This is a genomic window from Mesorhizobium sp. M1D.F.Ca.ET.231.01.1.1, from assembly GCF_003999155.2.
In the GTDB taxonomy this organism is placed as follows: Bacteria; Pseudomonadota; Alphaproteobacteria; order Rhizobiales; family Rhizobiaceae; genus Mesorhizobium.
In genome coordinates, this window is the sequence record NZ_RZOZ02000005.1 from 409,247 (window position 1) to 425,011 (window position 15,765).

A 15,765-nucleotide genomic window follows, 5' to 3' on the forward strand; every position below is an offset into this window, starting at 1 on the left:
CACCGGCACCAAGGATAGCCGCCCCCGCTGAATTTAAGGTTATCGCCCCGCGGGCGAACGCTTTTGCCGAAAAAGAAACGGCGCCGCGATGGGCGCCGCCTCTTTCTTGCTGCCCACACGCTCAGATATAGGGCGATATGCACTGCCGGCGCGGGCCGTAGTTGGGCTGGAACGTGTTGTCCCAGGCCCGGTAGGACCGGTAGCGGTCGTAGCACCATTGGACATGGGCCCTGGAAAGCCGTTCGGTCCGGTAGATGCGCCGCGGCTGATAGTAGCGCGGATAGGGATCGTAATAGTAGGGATCGTAGTAGTTGCCGTAGGCTAGGCTGCCCAGGCCCAGGCCGAGGCCGAGGCCCAGAATGGCCGCGTCGCTATCACTGAAATGCCGATGATGGCGATGATGCCGCCAGCGCCAGTCGCCATCGCCGCCATCCCAGTTGCGGGAGAAATGGCGGCTGCGGAAGTTATCGCCGCGCCATCTGGAGTCGCGGCCGCGCCACTCGCCGCCGCGCCGCCAGCGCCAGTCATACATCTGCGGCGAGTTGTTGTTGCCGCCGGCCCATTCGTCACGGACCGGGATGATTTGCGGCGCGGTCGCATTGGTCGCGGTCGAAAGATCGGGCTGCAGGATCGGGCCGGCAATCGACGGCACCGCCAAGCCCGCAAGGAGACCCAAGGTCACCAGCCCGGATCCGAGGGAAGACAAGAGCGGTTTCATTTCACTCTCCAAGGAGTAAGGCCCCACGCCCAGAACACCCCGGGAATGGGCCTATTGATGGGACTTTCCGTCTGAACGGAGGATGAACGGAAAGGTTCCGTCAACCATGACGGGCATGCGCCTGGCTCTTGTCTTCGCCTTGGCTTGCAGGCAAAGGTCTCGGCCATGTCGCTGCGCCTTGCCACCTTCAACGTCGAGAACCTGATGAACAGGTTCGATTTCTCCGGCTATCGCAACCAGCTCAACGAGGACCGGACGCTGGCGCTGTTCGATATCCAGAGCGAGGCCGAGTACAGGCTGCTCGAACAGGCGCGCACCATCGCTCAGTCCGACGACACCCGCCAGCTGACGGCGCTCGCCATAGCCGCGACCCGCGCGGATATCATCTGCATGCAGGAGGTCGACAATATCGAGGCGCTGAAGGCCTTCGAATATGGCTATCTCTTCAAGATGATCGGGCAGGGCTACCGCCAGAAATACACCACCGCCGGCAACGACTCCCGCGGCATCGACGTCGCCGTGATGATGCGCAGCGAGACGGCCCAGGGCCAGCCGATCGAGTTCGTGCGCATGACCAGCCACGCCTATGTCACGTTCGAGCAGTTCGGCCTGTTCACCCCGGAGCTTGCGGCATTCGGGCATCTGGCCAGCGACCGCATCTTCCGGCGCGATTGCCTGGAGATCGACGTGACGGTCGGCGGCGTGCCGCTGACGCTCTATCTGGTGCATTTCAAGTCGATGGGCTCGCCGCGCAACGGGCTCGACGGCCGCGAGGCGACGATGCCGCTGCGCATCGCCGAGGCGCAGGCCGTGCGCCGCATCATCGAGGACCGTTTCGGCAAGGACCATGCCGCCGACAAACGCTGGGCGATCTGCGGCGACATGAACGACTACCGGCAGCGGCTGAAGATCGAAGGCGACAGCTTCGACGGCTACCGTTTCGAGGTGGTCGACGAAGCCCAATCCGCGATCAACGTTCTGACCGCCGGCGGCTTTTGCGAAAATGTCGTGGAGCGGCGGCCGGAGATGGACCGCTGGAGTTTTTATCACACGCGCGGACCGGAGGAGCGGCACCTGTGCCAGCTCGACTACATCCTGCTCTCGAAGGCGCTTGCGGCGAAGAACGCCACCGCGGTACCGGAGATCATCCGTAACGGCCAGCCGTGGCGCACCATCTTTCCGTCCGGGCAGGAGGTCGAGCGTTTCCCGCGCGCCGGCTGGGACAGGCCGAAGGCCTCGGACCATTGCCCGGTGGTGATCACCCTGGACATGGCTTGAGCACGATGGGCTTCGACCTGCCGCGCAACGTCATCTTGCCGGTCGATGAAGTCGACGTGCGGCTCGACCCATCTGCTCATCCGTTCGAACGGGACAACCAGCCAGCGATCGCCGAGAACTGGCGGCGCGAAACGGCGGCGAAGCCGGCGCTGTACGACGGCACGGTGGTGCTGCTTTCGGCTCTGGGCTATCGCGACAGGCGGCTCATCGGCCGCTGCCATGCGGTGAGGTATTCGACCTTCATGCTCTGGCGCAAGAACCGGGAGCTCAGCGGCGCCGAACATGCCTATGCGCATGCCGTGCTGGTCGCCGGCGACAATGCGCTGGTGGCGATCCGCATGGGCGCGCACACGGTGAACGCCGGCTGCGTCTACTTCGCAGCAGGCTCCTTCGAGCCCGTCGATTTCCGCGACGGCCTCGTCGATGTCGATTTCAACATGATCCGCGAGGTGGGCGAGGAGACCGGGATCGATCTGTCAGCGGCCCGGCCGGGACGGCGCTATCACGCGCTGTCGACGGCGAGCGGCACGGTGATCTTCCGCCGCTACCGGGTGGCCGAACATGCCGATGATCTGGCGCGGCGCATCAGCGCCTTCGTTGCCGCCGAGACCGAGCCGGAGATCGAGGGGCCGGTCATCATCCGCGATGCCGATGACCTGCCGGACGGCCTGATGGGCCACATGAAGCCGCTGATCGAGTGGCACTTTGCTGGCAGCGACGCGGATCTCTGATCCTGGATGTCGCCTTGCAGGCGCAACGTCTCTCACGATCCGGCAACACGTCACTTTGGCAGCCGCCTGGACGAAGCCGGATCATGGAAAGATTGGAAGCAACATGTCCTCAGGCGCGCGTTCCCGGGCGGCGGGCTCGCCCGCGAGCTTGGTCGCCGGGCGTTCGTCCTTGTAATAATAGCTGTAGCCGTTGATGGCCGGTGCGCCACCGAGATGCGCGTAGAGAATTCTCGAACCTTCGGGAAAGAAGCCTTTCCTGGTCAGATCGATCAGGCCCTGCATAGATTTTCCCTCGTAGACCGGATCGGTGATCATGGCCTCCGTGCGGGCCGCCAGCCGGATCGCGTCGTTCGTGGCCTCCGAGGGAACGCCATAGGCCGGATAGGCGTAGTCGGGATTGATCACGATCTCATCGTCGCGGACGGTGCGGCCCAGACCGACGAGTGCGGCGGTGTCGTCGACGATGCGGCGAACCTGCGCGCGGGTCTGGTCGAATGTCCCGGAGGCGTCTATGCCGATCACCCGGTCGGCCCGGTCCTGGGCGGCGAAGCCGACGATCATGCCGGCCTGCGTCGACCCGGTCACAACGCACACGATGATGTAGTCGAAGGTGAAGCCGAGCTCGGCCTCTTGCCTCGCCACCTCCTCGGCAAAGCCGACATAGCCCAACCCGCCAAACTTGTGCACCGAGGCACCAGCGGGAATCGGATAGGGCCTGCCGCCCGCGTCCTTCACCGACTGGATCGCGTCCTGCCAGCTCTTGCGGATGCCGATGTCGAAACCGTCGTCGACGAGCCGGCTGTCCGCGCCCATCAGGCGCGTCAGCAGGATGTTTCCGACCCGGTCGTAGACCGCATCATAGTGCGGCACCCATTTCTCCTGGATCACCACGCATTTCATGCCGATCTTGGCTGCCGTCGCCGCCACCATGCGGGTGTGGTTCGACTGGACGCCGCCGATCGATACCAGCGTGTCGGCGCCGGTGCGAAGAGCGTCCGGCACGATGTATTCGAGCTTTCTCAGCTTGTTCCCGCCCATGGCGAGACCGGAATTGCAATCGTCACGCTTTGCGTAGACTTGCACCTTCCCGCCCAGCGCCGCGCTCAGGCGCGGCAGATGCTCGATCGGCGTCGGGCCGAAGGTCAGCGGATAGCGTTCAAACTTGTCGAGAAGTGACATCGATCTGTCCTCCGCCACGGTGGTTTTCGATAGACAAAGGATAGCCGAACGAGGGCGAAAGGTGCTCTCGAAGGCTCGCCAGGATTTTTCCACTTCCATCAAAAATACGCTAAACTTGGTCTTGATTGTCCACTCAGGCGCATGAAAATGGAAGAATCTTCCGACCCAACTTTCGACCGCATCGACATCAAGATCCTGCGGACCCTTCAGTCCGAGGGACGGCTGACCAATGCGGAACTGGCGGCGCGCGTGAATGTCAGCGCCGCCACATGCCACCGGCGCACGCAACGCCTGTTCGAAGAGGGCTACATCACCGGGGTCAGGGCTGAGATCGCTCCCGCCGCCGTAGCGCTTGGCGCGCTGGTGATGGTCGGCGTCGTGCTCGACCGCTCGACGCCGGAAAGCTTCGCCGCTTTCGAGGAGGCCGTGCTCAAGCTCAAGGAGGTGCTGGATTGCAATCTGGTGGCGGGCGACTTCGACTATCTGCTTAAGATAAGAGTGCGGGACATGGCGGATTTCAACAAGCTCCACGGGCAGAAGCTGATCGCGCTGCCGGGCGTCCGGCAGACCCGGACATTCTTCGTCATGAAAGAGGTCAAAGAGAATGCGCGACTTCCGTTTTGACAGGTCGCGATCTTGAGGATGGTCAGCGTCGCCCCTTGTCCTGCAATGCCTTGCGGTCGTTGCGGGCGGCGACGAAAAACAACATGACGCCGAGGCCGAGCAGCGCGCCCATCGCCATTCCCATCGTCTGGCCGACAACCTCCTGGAAATCCGCAGCGACGCGATCGGGATTTTGGATGCCGTAGCGGGCCAGATACCACCACAGGCCGGCCAAGGCGACCTCGAAGATCGCCAGCACCAGGATCAGCCGCGCCTTCTTGCTCATTCGGATCTCCCCCACATAGCAAAGGCCACTGCAACCGCATTGCCGGGTGTGCGGCAACAGAGGGCGGGCGACTCCCTTCGCGGCCGCGCCTATTCATGCCTCAGCGCGTCGATCGGGTCGAGCCTTGCGCCGCGCAACGCCGGGAAGAATCCGAACACCATGCCGATCAGCGCCGAGAAACCGACGGCGAGCAGGATGACTGCCGGGCTTGGCGCGAAGGGTATCGTGAGCGTCGCCGAGGCGAGGCCGGCGATCGCCAGGCCGATCAGGATGCCGATGATGCCGCCGAGCAGCGACAGCACCGTCGCCTCGACCAGGAACTGGATCAGGATGTGCTTTTCGTGCGCGCCGATCGCCAGCCTGATGCCGATCTCGCGCGTGCGCTCGGTGACCGACACCAGCATGATGTTCATGATGCCGATGCCGCCGACAAGCAGGCTGACCCCGGCGACGGCGCCCAGCATTCCGGTCATGGTGGTGGTGGCGCTGGCCATGGCGTCGGCGATCTGGGTCATGTCGCGGATCGAGAAATCGGGATCGCGGTCCGGCGTGACGCGGCGCGTGTCGCGCAGGATGTCCTCGACGCGCGGCTGCAGTTCGGACGTCGGCGTCCTGTCGTCGGCGGCTATGTAGATCGAGTCGATGTCGCGGTTGCCGGCGATGCGCCGCTGGTAGGCGGCCAAAGGCATCAGCACGACGTTGTCCTGATCCTGGCCGAAGCCGGTATAGCCTTTCGGCTCAAGGAGGCCGATGATCCTGCAGGAGGTGCGGTTGACGCGGATGATCTCGCCTTCGGGATCGCCCGCACCGAAGAATTGCTGGCGCACCGTCTCGCCGATCATGCAAACGCCGGCGCCGGCACGGGTCTCGGAATCGCTGAAGGGGCGGCCGGAAACCAGCTTCCAGTCGCGCGCGTCGAGATAGGCGCTGTCGGTGCCGGTGACGCCCGACGTCAGGCTCTCCGTGCCGAAGATGACGCGGACCTGCTTCTGCGAGGCCGGCGCGATGGCGCGGGCGCCGCTGAGATGGGCGACAAGCGCTTCAACATCCTTGGCGGCCAGCGGTCGAGTGACCTGGTCGAGCCCGCCCGGCCCGCCAGGGCCTGCCGGACGGCCGGAGCGGACGACGAGCAGGTTGCTGCCGAGTTTCGAGATGTCGGTCTTGACCTTCTCGGTGGTGCCCGAGCCGATGGTCAGCATGGCGATGACCGCGGCGACGCCGATGACGATGCCGAGCAATGTTAGGAACGAGCGCAGCACGTTGCGGCGTATGGAAATCAGCGAAAGGCGGACGGTCTCCCAGATCATGCGGCCTCGGCTTTCGCTGTATCCGAAGCGACGTGGCCGTCGAGGAAGCGTACGGTGCGCTCGGCATATTCGGCGACATCGGCCTCGTGCGTGACCATGACGATGGTGAGGCCGAGCTCGGCGTTCAGCCTGGCCAGCAATTCCATGATTTCGTGCGTGCGCGCTGTGTCGAGATTTCCGGTCGGTTCGTCGGCGACAAGCAGCGTCGGCTTGGTGACGATGGCGCGGGCGATGGCAACGCGTTGCTGCTGGCCGCCCGAGAGCTCGGCCGGCGTGTGATGCTCGCGCCCGACAAGCCCGACCTGGGCGAGCGCCTGCATGGCCAACTCCCGACGCTCGCGAGCGGAAACGCCGCGATAGATCAGCGGCAGCTCGACATTCTCCGCCGCCGTGGTGCGAGGCAGCAGGTTGTAGCCCTGGAAGACGAAGCCAACATAGAGGTTGCGCAGGAGGGCGCGGCGGTTGCGGTCGAGCCGGCCGGCATCGACGCCCATGAAGCGGTAGGTTCCGGCGGTCGGCGTGTCGAGGCAGCCGATGACGTTCATGGCCGTCGACTTGCCCGAGCCGGACGGCCCCATGATGGCGACGAACTCGCCTTTGCGGATGGCGAGATCGACGCCGGCAAGCGCGTCCACGCGCGCCTCGCCTTCGCCATAGCTCTTCCAGACCTTGTCGAAAGTGATGAGCAGGGGAGCGGACACGGATCAGCTCCGCTGCTGCGAGCCGGTGATGACCTCGGCGCCTTCCTCGAGGCCGGACGTGATCTCGGTCAACTCGCCGTCGGTCGAGCCGATCCTGACGTTGACGGAATGCGGCCACCCGTTTTTCAGCACATAGAGGGTGCGCGAGCCGTCGGTCGGCGCCTTGGTCGCCTCGCGCTGCCGGTTCGGACGGCCCATGCGGCCGGTGAAAAGGTCGGTCAGGCTCCAGCCGCGGGCCGCTTGTTGCGCCGGACGATAGCGGAAGGCGGTGGCCGGCACGGTCAGCACACCCTTGGCCTGCCTGGTCACCACCGCGACCGTGGCGGTCATGCCAGGCCTGAGCAGCAGCTCGCTGTTGTCGACATCGAGCCGCGCATTGTAGGTGACGACGCCGTCGGTGGTGACCGAGGCGTAGGAGATGTCGCGGATCTCGGCGTCGAAGGGACGGTCCGGGAACGCGTCGACGGTGAAGCGGGCATGCTGGCCGGGCTTGACCTGGCCGATATCGGCCTCGTCCACCGCCGCCTGCAGCTCCATGTTCCGCAAGTCGGCGGCGATGACGAAGAGCACCGGCGCCTGCAGCGAAGAAGCGACCGTCTGTCCCGGATCGACCGAGCGGGTGAGCACGATGCCGTCGATCGGGGCGTAGATCGTGCTCTTGGCGAGATCGGTCTGCTGCGCTTTCAGATCGGCCTCGGCGATGGCGAGATTGGCCTCGGCGCTGTCGAGCGCCGCCTTGGAGCGATCGCGCGTCGCGGCCGCTGCCTCGAGCGACTGGTCAGTCGCCATGCCGCGTTTGGTGAGCGCGCTCGCGCGCACCACCGCGTTCTCGTTTTCCTGCAATGTGACCTTGGCATTCTCGACGGCCGCTGCTGCCGCCTTGGCCGAGGCGGTGGCGCGCTCGATCTGGACCTCGAGCTTGGCGGTGTCGAGCGTCGCCAGCACGTCGCCCTTCCTGACCTGCTGGTTTTCGCCGACCGCGACAGAGCGGACGATGCCCGAAAGCTCGCTGGAGATGTCGACCTGCGTCAGCGGCTGCAGCGTGCCGGTCGCCGACACCCGGACGGTCAGATCGGCGACTGCCGCCGGAGCGGTCGTGTATTCGATCCGGGGCGGCGAGGCGGCGTTCCACCGGTAGGCGCCGATCGCGGCCGCCACGACCGCCAGCGCCAGCAGCGCGTAGAGCCAGCCGCGGCGGCGCTTGCGGCGCACGCCTTTGCGATCGAGCCCGAGAGCCGCCTCGATGGAAGTATCGGATTCTGCGTTTGGCGGATTGACAACCTGGTCCACCCCAGACCCCTATAGCGAAAAATCGACGTCCCTATCCATGCACAGATCAGGCCTTAAGGTTCGAATTTCAAATTAAATTTCCCTCATGTTGGGATTGAGGCAGAAATTCGAGACGATGCGGAAGGTTTTCTCGATGGCGCGCAACTACTTGCTTTACGATGTGTTTACGACCGAGCGGCTGGCCGGGAATCCGGTGGCCGTGGTGCTCGACAGCGAGGGGCTGGACATGGCCGCCATGCAGGCGATCGCGCGCGAATTCAACCTGTCGGAGACGGTTTTCGTGCTGCCGCCGGAAAATCCCAAGCACCGCAACCGTATCCGTATCTTCACGCCGGATTACGAGATGCCGTTCGCCGGCCATCCGACGGTCGGTTCGGCGATCGCGCTTGCGGAACTGGCGGGCGAGTCGGCGGGCATCTTCGTGTTGGAGGAGAATATCGGCCCGGTGCGCTGCGCGGTGAGCAAGCATGACGGCGCCATCTTTGCCGAATTCGACCTGGCGAAACTGCCGGAGCGGCTGGAACTCGTTGCCGACCCGGAAATGATCGGCGCGGCGCTCGGCCTTGGCCCACACGAGCTCGGCTTTGAGAATCACCGCGTCGCCTTCTGGTCGGCCGGCGTGCCTTACGTCACCATTCCGGTTGCGGACCTTGAAGCGGCGGCCAAGATCAGGCTGGACAACCAGGCGTGGTCGGAATTGGCACCCCGCAAGAGCGAATGGGCCTTCGCCAGCCCTTATGTCTATTGCCGCGAGACGGTGCACCACGACAGCGCCTTCCATGTGCGCATGATCGTGCCCGGCACGCCGTCCTACGAGGATCCGGCGACAGGCTCGGCGGCGGCCGCCTTTGCCGGCGCGATCATGCATTTCGACGGCCCGACGGACGGAATCTCGCAGCTGTGGATCGAGCAGGGGCTGGAGATGGGCAGGCCGTCGCGCATCAGGCTGGAGCTCAATGTCGAAGGCGGAAAGCTCGCCGCCGCCCGCATCGGCGGCCATGCCGTGAAGTTGGCCGAAGGCAAGCTTTCTGTGTGACGGGTGCGGCACTTAGGCGATTTGTCGGGAAATGATCCGGCAGGGCTAGACATGACCGAAAGCGGCGGCTATATGCGCCGCCGACGCTGGTTTTCCCGGCGGTGTGGGTGTGTAGCTCAGTTGGTAGAGCAGCTGACTCTTAATCAGCGGGTCCACAGTTCGATCCTGTGCACACCCACCAAATTTTCCTCTTGAATTCGATGAAAAACCCTACGCTCGAAGCGGCCGCCTGCTCAGGGGCCGTTGGGATATGAGGCCGCTGAGGTTTGACCGGCGAGTCGCCCGTGAGGGGCAACCCGCCGTTTTGTTTATTACTTTTCCGAAACACCGGCCTCGGCGAAGCTCGCCATCCTTGCGTGGCATTCGAGCGCCGAGCGCACGATGTTGACGGCAAGGCAGGCGCCGGAGCCCTCGCCGAGCCGCATGCCAAGATCGAGCAGCGGCGGCAGGCCGAGCGCCTCGAGCAGGCGGCGGTGGCCGGCTTCGGCCGAGACGTGGGCGGCGATGGTGTGGGCCAGCCCGGTCGGGTGCAATCTTGCCAGCGGCGCTGCCGCGGCGGTGCAGACGAAGCCGTCGAGCAGCACCGGCACGTTGTTCTTGCGCGCGGCAAGCGTGGCGCCGAAGATCGCGGCGAGCTCGCGTCCGCCAAGCGCCGCGGCGATCTTCAGAGGGTCCGACAGCGAATCGGCATGGCGCTTTATGCCCGCCTCGATGGCCACGACCTTGCGCTGCAGACCGGCGTCGTCGACGCCGGTGCCGCGGCCGGTCCATTTTTCCGCGCCGCCGCCGAAGAGGGCCGTCGAGATCGCCGCGGCCGGCGTGGTGTTGCCGATACCCATCTCGCCGAAGCAGACGAGGTCGAGGTCTTCGGTCACGGCATCATAGCCGGCCGAGACCGCGGCGAGGAAGGTCTGCTCGTCCATGGCCGGCGTTATCGTGAAATCGCCGGTCGGGTGGTCGAGATCGAGCGGGATGACATCGAGCTTTGCACCGGCAATACGGGCGAGCTGGTTGATGGCGGCGCCGCCGCCGGCGAAATTCGCCACCATTTGGACGGTGACCTCCGACGGATAGGCCGACACGCCCTGCGCGGTAACCCCGTGATTGCCGGCAAAGACGAAGACTTTCACCGCGTCCAGCTTCGGCACGTCGCGGCCCTGCCAGCGGCCCAGCCAGGCAGCGATCGTTTCAAGACGGCCGAGGCTGCCCGGGGGCTTGGTCAAAGTGTCCTGGCGCCTGGCGACCGCAGCGGCGGCAGTATCGCTGCCGGCGGGGAGATCGAGGCAGGCGGCGCGAAGGTCTTCGAGCGATTTGAAGGACGTTGATTGGGGGGACATGGGGGCAAGGTCTCCGAAAGAGAATCAGGAAAGGCAAACGGAAGCGGCAAGCAGCACCGCGATCTCGCCGAGCTGCTGCAGCGCGCCGATCGTGTCGCCGGTCTGACCGCCGATCTGGCTGAGGCAAAGCGAGCGGAACGCGGCGAATAAGAGGCCGAGCAGGATGAGCGCGGCAATGGCGCCGCCAAGGCCGAGCGCCAGCAGCGCCACCGCGCCGAGCGCTGCCCCGAAGACGGCTGTCTCGAAGGCTACGGTGCCGGCATTCGCCGACAGGCCGTCGGCGCGAGCCGGCGGCAGCAGATGCATGAAGGCGCCGATCAGGCCGCGCGAGGCGGCATGTGCCGCCAAAAGCGCCAGGAAGACATGACCTGGGCCGGCCAGTTCCGACAACGCGCTCCAGCGGATGAGCAGCGAGACGCCGAGCGCCGCCGCGCCATAGGCGCCGATGCGGCTGTCGCGCATGATCTCCAGTTTCCTTTCGCGGGTCCGGCCGCCGCCGAAGCCATCGGCGATGTCGGAGAGGCCGTCCTCGTGCAGGCAGCCGGTGGCGAGCATCGTCGCGGCAAGTGCGAGCGCCGAGGCCGGACTGCCGGCAAGCCCCAGGGCGACGGCAATGGCATAGACAAGCGCGCCGATGACGGCGACGGCGAGACCGGCGAAGGGCGCGGCCCAGATGGCGTCGGCAAGGCCGCGGCCGCCGAAATCGCTCGACGGCAGCCTCAGCCTCGTGAAGAAGACAAGGCTCAGGCCGATATCGTCCAGCAACTGGCGAGGCTCGGAAAGGCCGCTCATCCGCCCCTCGCAATGGCGTGGAAGAAGGTGCCGCTGACATGGCCGCGCCGGTAGCCCGAGGCGCCCAATGGATTGCCCTGGCCGTCGGCGAGGTCGGCCAGCGGCTCGTCATTGCCGGTGGCGGTCATTTGCGCATAGTGGAACTCGTGGCCGCGGATCAGCGTGCCTTCGACGCCGAGCGGGCAGGCGGAGCGCAGCCGCGCCTCGCGGTAACCGAGATTCATCTTGCGCCTGGCGAAGCTGGTGGAATGGCCGAGCAGGCCAAGCATTTCGTGGCTCTCGCCATCCGCGTCTTCCAGTGCCTCTCCCAGCACCATGAAGCCGCCGCACTCGCCATGCACCGGCTTGGTTGCGGCGAAGCGAGCCATTCCCTCGCGGAAGTTCATCGCTGCCGCGAGCCTGGCGGCATGCAATTCAGGATAGCCGCCGGACAACCAGCAGACGTCGCAGTCTTCGGCCGGCGCCTCATCGGCAAGCGGCGAGAACGGGGCGATCTCGGCGCCGGCCTTGCGCCAGTGCGTGACGACATGCGGGTAGAGGAAGGTGAAGGCTGCGTCCTCGGCCAGCGCGATGCGCTGTCCGGGCGGCTGCAACGCGTCGCCAAAGTCGCCAGTCACAGGTTCCAGCGGCGTCGTCAGCTTCAGGATTGCGTCGATGTCGAGCGACTTCTCGACCATGTCGGCCAGCCGGTCGAGATGCGCCATCAGGTTTTCATATTCGCCAGCCTGGACAAGGCCAAGATGCCGCTCCGGCAGGTTGAGCGTGGGATCGCGCATGATGGCGCCGACCACCGGCAGGCCGATCGCCTCGATGGCGTCGCCCGACAATCGCCGGTGGCGCTCGCTGCCGAGGCGATTGAGCACGACACCAGCCATGCGCACGTCCGGATCGTAGGTGGCAAAACCCTTGGCGACGGCGGCCGCCGTGGTCGACTGTCCCGAAACGTCGAGCACCAAGAGCGCCGGCAGGCCGTAGAGCCGGGCAAGATCGGCTGCGGAGCCCGATCGTCCCTCCGGCGCGGGAATGCCGTCGAACAGGCCCATCGCGCTTTCCAGGATGACGTATTCGGCGTCGTCCGCCGCCTGCGCGGCCAGTGCGTTGAGCAGGGAAGGCGACATCGCCCAACTGTCGAGGTTGACGCCGGACAGGCCCGTGGCGGCCGCGTGGAAGCCGGGGTCGATATAGTCCGGTCCGGATTTCGCTCCGCGCACCTTCAACCCGCGCCGGGCAAGCGCGCGCAGCAGACCGATGGTGACGCTGGTCTTGCCCGAGCCGGAGCGCGGCGCGCCGATGATGATCGCCCGCGCCGTCACGTGCCGCCCGCCAGTGCCGCCCGCATGGCGACGATGCCGCCGACAACGATCAGCGCCGGCGAGGCGAGCCCGGCGGCCGTGGCCTCGTCGGCGATTGTCGCGAGCGTGGCGACGACGATGCGCTCCTGCGGCGTGGTCGCGGCGACGATCACGGCCGCCGGCGTCGACGGCGCCAGGCCGCCGCTGAGCAGCTTTGCCGCTATCACCGGCAGGTTGGCCATGCCCATATAGACGACAACCGGCTGGCCGGTGCGGGCGACCGCAGCCCAGTCGAGATCATCATCGGTGCCCGCGGCATGGCCGGTGGCGAGGATGACCGCCTTGTTGATGCCGCGCATGGTGGCGGGGATGCCGGTGGCGGCCAAGGCGCTCAGACCGGAGGTGAGGCCGGAGAGAACGCGGAACGGAACGTTTTCGTGCGCAAGCGCCAAGGCTTCTTCGCCGCCCCGGCCGAAGATATACGGGTCGCCGCCTTTGAGCCGCACGACACGGCGGCCCTCGCGCGCCAGCCGCACAAGCAGAGCGTTGATGTCGTCCTGCTTCATCGACGGCTGTCCGCCACGCTTTCCGGCATAGAAAAGCTCGGCGCCGTCGGCGACCGCCACGACATCCGGCGAAACCAGCGCGTCATAGACCAGCGCATCGCACTGCCCGAGCGCCGCCAGCACCTCCAGTGTCAGGCAGCCGGGATCGCCCGGGCCGGCGCCGGCCAGCCAGACATGACCGGGCTCGAGCGTGCGCGGCTTGAAGTTCAGCCGCGCCAGCGCCTGATCCACCGTGGCCTGTCCGTTTCTGTTGGCGATGCCGTTCACAATCCGTCCCGTCCGCGAAAACGCCGCTGGTAATGGGCGTCATAGAGTGAGCTTTCGCCGAAATCCTGCGCGGCCAAGACGCTGCCGACGAAGATGATCGCCGTGCGCTCCATCGGGTTTTCCGCAAGCTGCGCTTCGATGGTGCCCAGGGTGCCGGTCAGGATGCGCTCGTCCGGCCAGGAGGCGCGGAAGACGACCGCTACAGGGCATTCGGCGCCGTAGAGGGGCGTCAACTCGGCAACGACGCGGTCGATGGCATGGATGGCAAGGTGAACGGCAAGCGTGGCGCCGGTGCGGCCGAAGCCGGCCAGCGTTTCGCCCGGCGGCATCTTCGAGGCGCGACCGGAGACGCGGGTCAGCACCAGGCTTTGAGCGAGCTCGGGGATGGTGAGCTCGCGGCGAAGCGCTGCCGCTGCCGCCGCGAAGGACGGCACGCCCGGCGTCAGCGTGTAGGGGATGTCGTGTTTCTCCAGGCGCCTGATCTGCTCTGCCACCGCGCTCCAGACCGAAAGGTCGCCGGAATGCAGCCGCGCGACGTCCTGGCCGGCCTTGTGGGCGGCGACATATTCCGCCTCGATCTCGTCGAGCGACATCGGCGCCGTGTCGATGAGCTTGGTTCCCGGCGCGCAATGTTCGAGCAGTTCCGGCGCGACGATCGAGCCGGCATAGAGACAGACTGGGCAAGATGCGAGCAGGCGGCTGCCGCGCAAGGTGATGAGGTCGGCCGCGCCCGGGCCGGCGCCGATGAAATGGACGGTCATTCGGCACCTCCGCCAAGCGCTATGGCGCAGGTCACCGGGCCGAGCACCGTGCGCGGCCCGAGCAGTTTTGCGTCCTTGCCTGCCGCGGCCAGGGCCGACGCTTCCGAAACCGACGGTATGCCGGCATGCGCTTGCGACAATTCGGACAGGCTGATCGTGCCGGAGGCGGCGACCTGCAGCGCGTCGTCGGTGACGACGATCACCGGCAGCGCAAGATCACGACCTGCGAGGAAGATCGCTTCCTCGTCGCGCTTGATTTCGCCGGTCGCCAGCGCCGAAAGCGCGGTCATCGCCAGCCCATGCGCTTCGAGCGCGGTTTCGATCGCGGCGCGCACATCGCGCGGTGTCACGCCTTTCCGGCTGCCGATGCCCGCGATCATCATGGCTTTACCCAGCTCCACTGAATGACGGGCATCGCCGGACGCCAGGCCTGCATGGACCCGACCGGGGCCGCGCGCGAAAGAGCGATGCGGGTAAGGTCGCCGCCGCGCCGGTTGCACTGGTCGAGCAGCAGCGCCTCCATCTCCAGCGTCACCGCGTTGGCGACCAGCCGGCCGCCGGGACGCAGCGCCGTGATCGCCTTGTCCAGCACGCCGGCGTCGCTGCCGCCGCCGCCGATGAAGATCGCGTCCGGCGTCTCCAGCTTGGCCAGAGCCTTCGGCGCCGAGCCTTCGATCACGGCAAGGCCAGGCACGCCGCAATGCGCAGCGTTGCGGTGGATGCGGGCGGCGCGCTCGCTGTCGGCTTCGATGGCAATCGCCCGCATCGACGGGTGGGCCAGCATCCACTCGATGCCGATCGAGCCGGAACCGGCGCCGACGTCCCACAGCAATTCGCCGCGTCTCGGCGCCAGCGCCGAGAGCGTGATGGCGCGGATCTCGCGCTTGGTGATCTGGCCGTCATGCTCGAACAGATGGTCGGCAAGGCCGACGGTCAAAGGCAGGACGCGCGCATCCGGTGTCTGCTCAATTTCCAGCGCCAGCACGTTGAGCGGGTTGATGTCTTTGAGATCGAAGCTGTCGGCGCGGGCGGCGCGGCGCGTTTCGTCGGGACCGCCGAGCGCCTCGAGGATGGTCAATCGCGAAGGGCCGAAGCAGAGTTCGTCGAGCAGTCCGGCGATGGCGGCCGGGGCGTCACCGTCGGATGTCAGCGCCAGGATGCGCGTGCCGGGATGCAGCAACGGCCGGATCAGGTCGACCGAATGGCCGTGCAGCGAAATGGTTTCGATCTCCTGCAAGGCCCAGCCCAGCCGGGATGCGGCCAGCGAGAGCGACGACGGCGCCGGCAGGACGATCATCTCATCGGCCTTGACCTTGCGCGCCAGCGTGACGCCGACACCGTGGAAGAACGGGTCGCCGGAGGCTAGCACGCAGACATTCTTGTCTTTCAGCGCCAGCACGTCATGCATCTCGGCGTCGAACGGCGTCGGCCATTGCTGGATTTCGCCTTTGACCAAGGACGCGACCAGCGCGAGGTGCCGCTTGCCGCCGAAGACGACTTCGGCGTCGCCGATCCGGCGCTTGGCCTCGTCGCCGAGACCCGCTACACCGTCCTCGCCGATGCCGACGATAGTCAGCCATTTTTGGCTGAGCGTGGCGCCGCGCGGACCCTTAGCAGGCAT

17 protein-coding genes and 1 tRNA gene are annotated in these 15,765 nt (G+C 66.3%); 5 read left to right on the plus strand and 13 right to left on the minus strand.

All coding sequences use genetic code 11. The annotated features are described in order from the left end of the window. Window positions 1-121: 121 nt before the first annotated feature. Entirely contained in the window at window positions 122-718 is a 597-nt protein-coding gene (locus EN874_RS16920) for a BA14K family protein (protein ID WP_127425751.1), read from the minus strand. Between the two features lie 165 nt (window positions 719-883). Between EN874_RS16920 and EN874_RS16925 the strand changes: the two genes are divergently transcribed. Beyond that, window positions 884-1,996 (plus strand): endonuclease/exonuclease/phosphatase family protein, encoded by a 1,113-nt coding sequence (locus EN874_RS16925; RefSeq protein ID WP_127425752.1) that lies wholly within the window; start codon window positions 884-886, stop codon window positions 1,994-1,996. 5 nt (window positions 1,997-2,001) lie between these two features. After that, window positions 2,002-2,727 carry a hypothetical protein gene (locus EN874_RS16930; RefSeq protein ID WP_127425826.1) on the plus strand — a complete coding sequence of 242 codons (726 nt, stop codon included), beginning with the start codon at window positions 2,002-2,004 and terminating at the stop codon, window positions 2,725-2,727. A gap of 81 nt (window positions 2,728-2,808) precedes the next feature. On the opposite strand, the gene EN874_RS16935 is transcribed toward EN874_RS16930, so the two are convergent. Continuing rightward, entirely contained in the window at window positions 2,809-3,906 is a 1,098-nt protein-coding gene (locus tag EN874_RS16935; RefSeq protein ID WP_245513593.1) for a 1-aminocyclopropane-1-carboxylate deaminase, read from the minus strand. A gap of 147 nt (window positions 3,907-4,053) precedes the next feature. Here EN874_RS16935 and EN874_RS16940 point away from each other — a divergent pair, with 147 nt between their 5' ends. Beyond that, window positions 4,054-4,530, plus strand: coding sequence for an Lrp/AsnC ligand binding domain-containing protein (locus EN874_RS16940; RefSeq protein WP_127425753.1), 477 nt, complete (start codon window positions 4,054-4,056; stop codon window positions 4,528-4,530). A 22-nt stretch (window positions 4,531-4,552) separates the two neighbouring features. Here the strand turns inward: EN874_RS16940 and EN874_RS16945 are convergent, their stop codons facing one another. The 4 genes from EN874_RS16945 to EN874_RS16960 form a co-directional block, all read right to left on the minus strand. After that, window positions 4,553-4,795, minus strand: coding sequence for a hypothetical protein (locus EN874_RS16945; protein WP_127425754.1), 243 nt, complete (start codon window positions 4,793-4,795; stop codon window positions 4,553-4,555). Window positions 4,796-4,884: 89 nt separating this feature from the next. Continuing rightward, window positions 4,885-6,102, minus strand: coding sequence for an ABC transporter permease (locus EN874_RS16950; protein WP_127425755.1), 1,218 nt, complete (start codon window positions 6,100-6,102; stop codon window positions 4,885-4,887). Further along, a complete protein-coding gene (locus tag EN874_RS16955) occupies window positions 6,099-6,803 on the minus strand; it encodes an ABC transporter ATP-binding protein (protein WP_127425756.1) in 705 nt (234 codons plus the stop codon). The genes EN874_RS16950 and EN874_RS16955 overlap by 4 nt, the downstream gene beginning before the upstream one ends. Before the next feature lie 3 nt (window positions 6,804-6,806). Next, window positions 6,807-8,093, minus strand: coding sequence for an efflux RND transporter periplasmic adaptor subunit (locus tag EN874_RS16960; RefSeq protein WP_127425757.1), 1,287 nt, complete (start codon window positions 8,091-8,093; stop codon window positions 6,807-6,809). A gap of 115 nt (window positions 8,094-8,208) precedes the next feature. Here EN874_RS16960 and EN874_RS16965 point away from each other — a divergent pair, with 115 nt between their 5' ends. Continuing rightward, window positions 8,209-9,129, plus strand: coding sequence for a PhzF family phenazine biosynthesis protein (locus EN874_RS16965; RefSeq protein WP_245513594.1), 921 nt, complete (start codon window positions 8,209-8,211; stop codon window positions 9,127-9,129). A gap of 105 nt (window positions 9,130-9,234) precedes the next feature. Next, window positions 9,235-9,310 (plus strand) — tRNA-Lys (locus EN874_RS16970). Between the two features lie 130 nt (window positions 9,311-9,440). Here the strand turns inward: EN874_RS16970 and cobT are convergent. The 7 genes from cobT to cbiE are packed head-to-tail and all read right to left on the minus strand — an operon-like array spanning window position 9,441 to window position 15,765. Beyond that, complete coding sequence (gene cobT, locus EN874_RS16975; protein WP_127425758.1) at window positions 9,441-10,466, minus strand: nicotinate-nucleotide--dimethylbenzimidazole phosphoribosyltransferase; 1,026 nt, start codon at window positions 10,464-10,466, stop codon at window positions 9,441-9,443. Window positions 10,467-10,490: 24 nt separating this feature from the next. Continuing rightward, window positions 10,491-11,258, minus strand: a complete 768-nt coding sequence (locus tag EN874_RS16980; protein ID WP_127425759.1) for an adenosylcobinamide-GDP ribazoletransferase — start codon at window positions 11,256-11,258, stop codon at window positions 10,491-10,493. Then, complete coding sequence (locus tag EN874_RS16985) at window positions 11,255-12,571, minus strand: cobyrinate a,c-diamide synthase (RefSeq protein WP_127425760.1); 1,317 nt, start codon at window positions 12,569-12,571, stop codon at window positions 11,255-11,257. The genes EN874_RS16980 and EN874_RS16985 overlap by 4 nt, the downstream gene beginning before the upstream one ends. Then, entirely contained in the window at window positions 12,568-13,383 is an 816-nt protein-coding gene (gene cobA / locus EN874_RS16990; protein WP_127425761.1) for a uroporphyrinogen-III C-methyltransferase, read from the minus strand. The genes EN874_RS16985 and cobA overlap by 4 nt, the downstream gene beginning before the upstream one ends. Beyond that, the gene (cobM, locus tag EN874_RS16995) at window positions 13,380-14,144 is read right to left on the minus strand and encodes a precorrin-4 C(11)-methyltransferase (RefSeq protein WP_127425762.1); all 765 of its coding nucleotides are present in this window, start codon (window positions 14,142-14,144) and stop codon (window positions 13,380-13,382) included. Before cobM ends, cobA begins: the two co-directional genes overlap by 4 nt. Further along, entirely contained in the window at window positions 14,141-14,527 is a 387-nt protein-coding gene (locus tag EN874_RS17000) for a cobalamin biosynthesis protein (RefSeq protein WP_127425763.1), read from the minus strand. Before EN874_RS17000 ends, cobM begins: the two co-directional genes overlap by 4 nt. Further along, the gene (gene cbiE / locus EN874_RS17005) at window positions 14,524-15,765 is read right to left on the minus strand and encodes a precorrin-6y C5,15-methyltransferase (decarboxylating) subunit CbiE (RefSeq protein ID WP_127425764.1); all 1,242 of its coding nucleotides are present in this window, start codon (window positions 15,763-15,765) and stop codon (window positions 14,524-14,526) included. Before cbiE ends, EN874_RS17000 begins: the two co-directional genes overlap by 4 nt.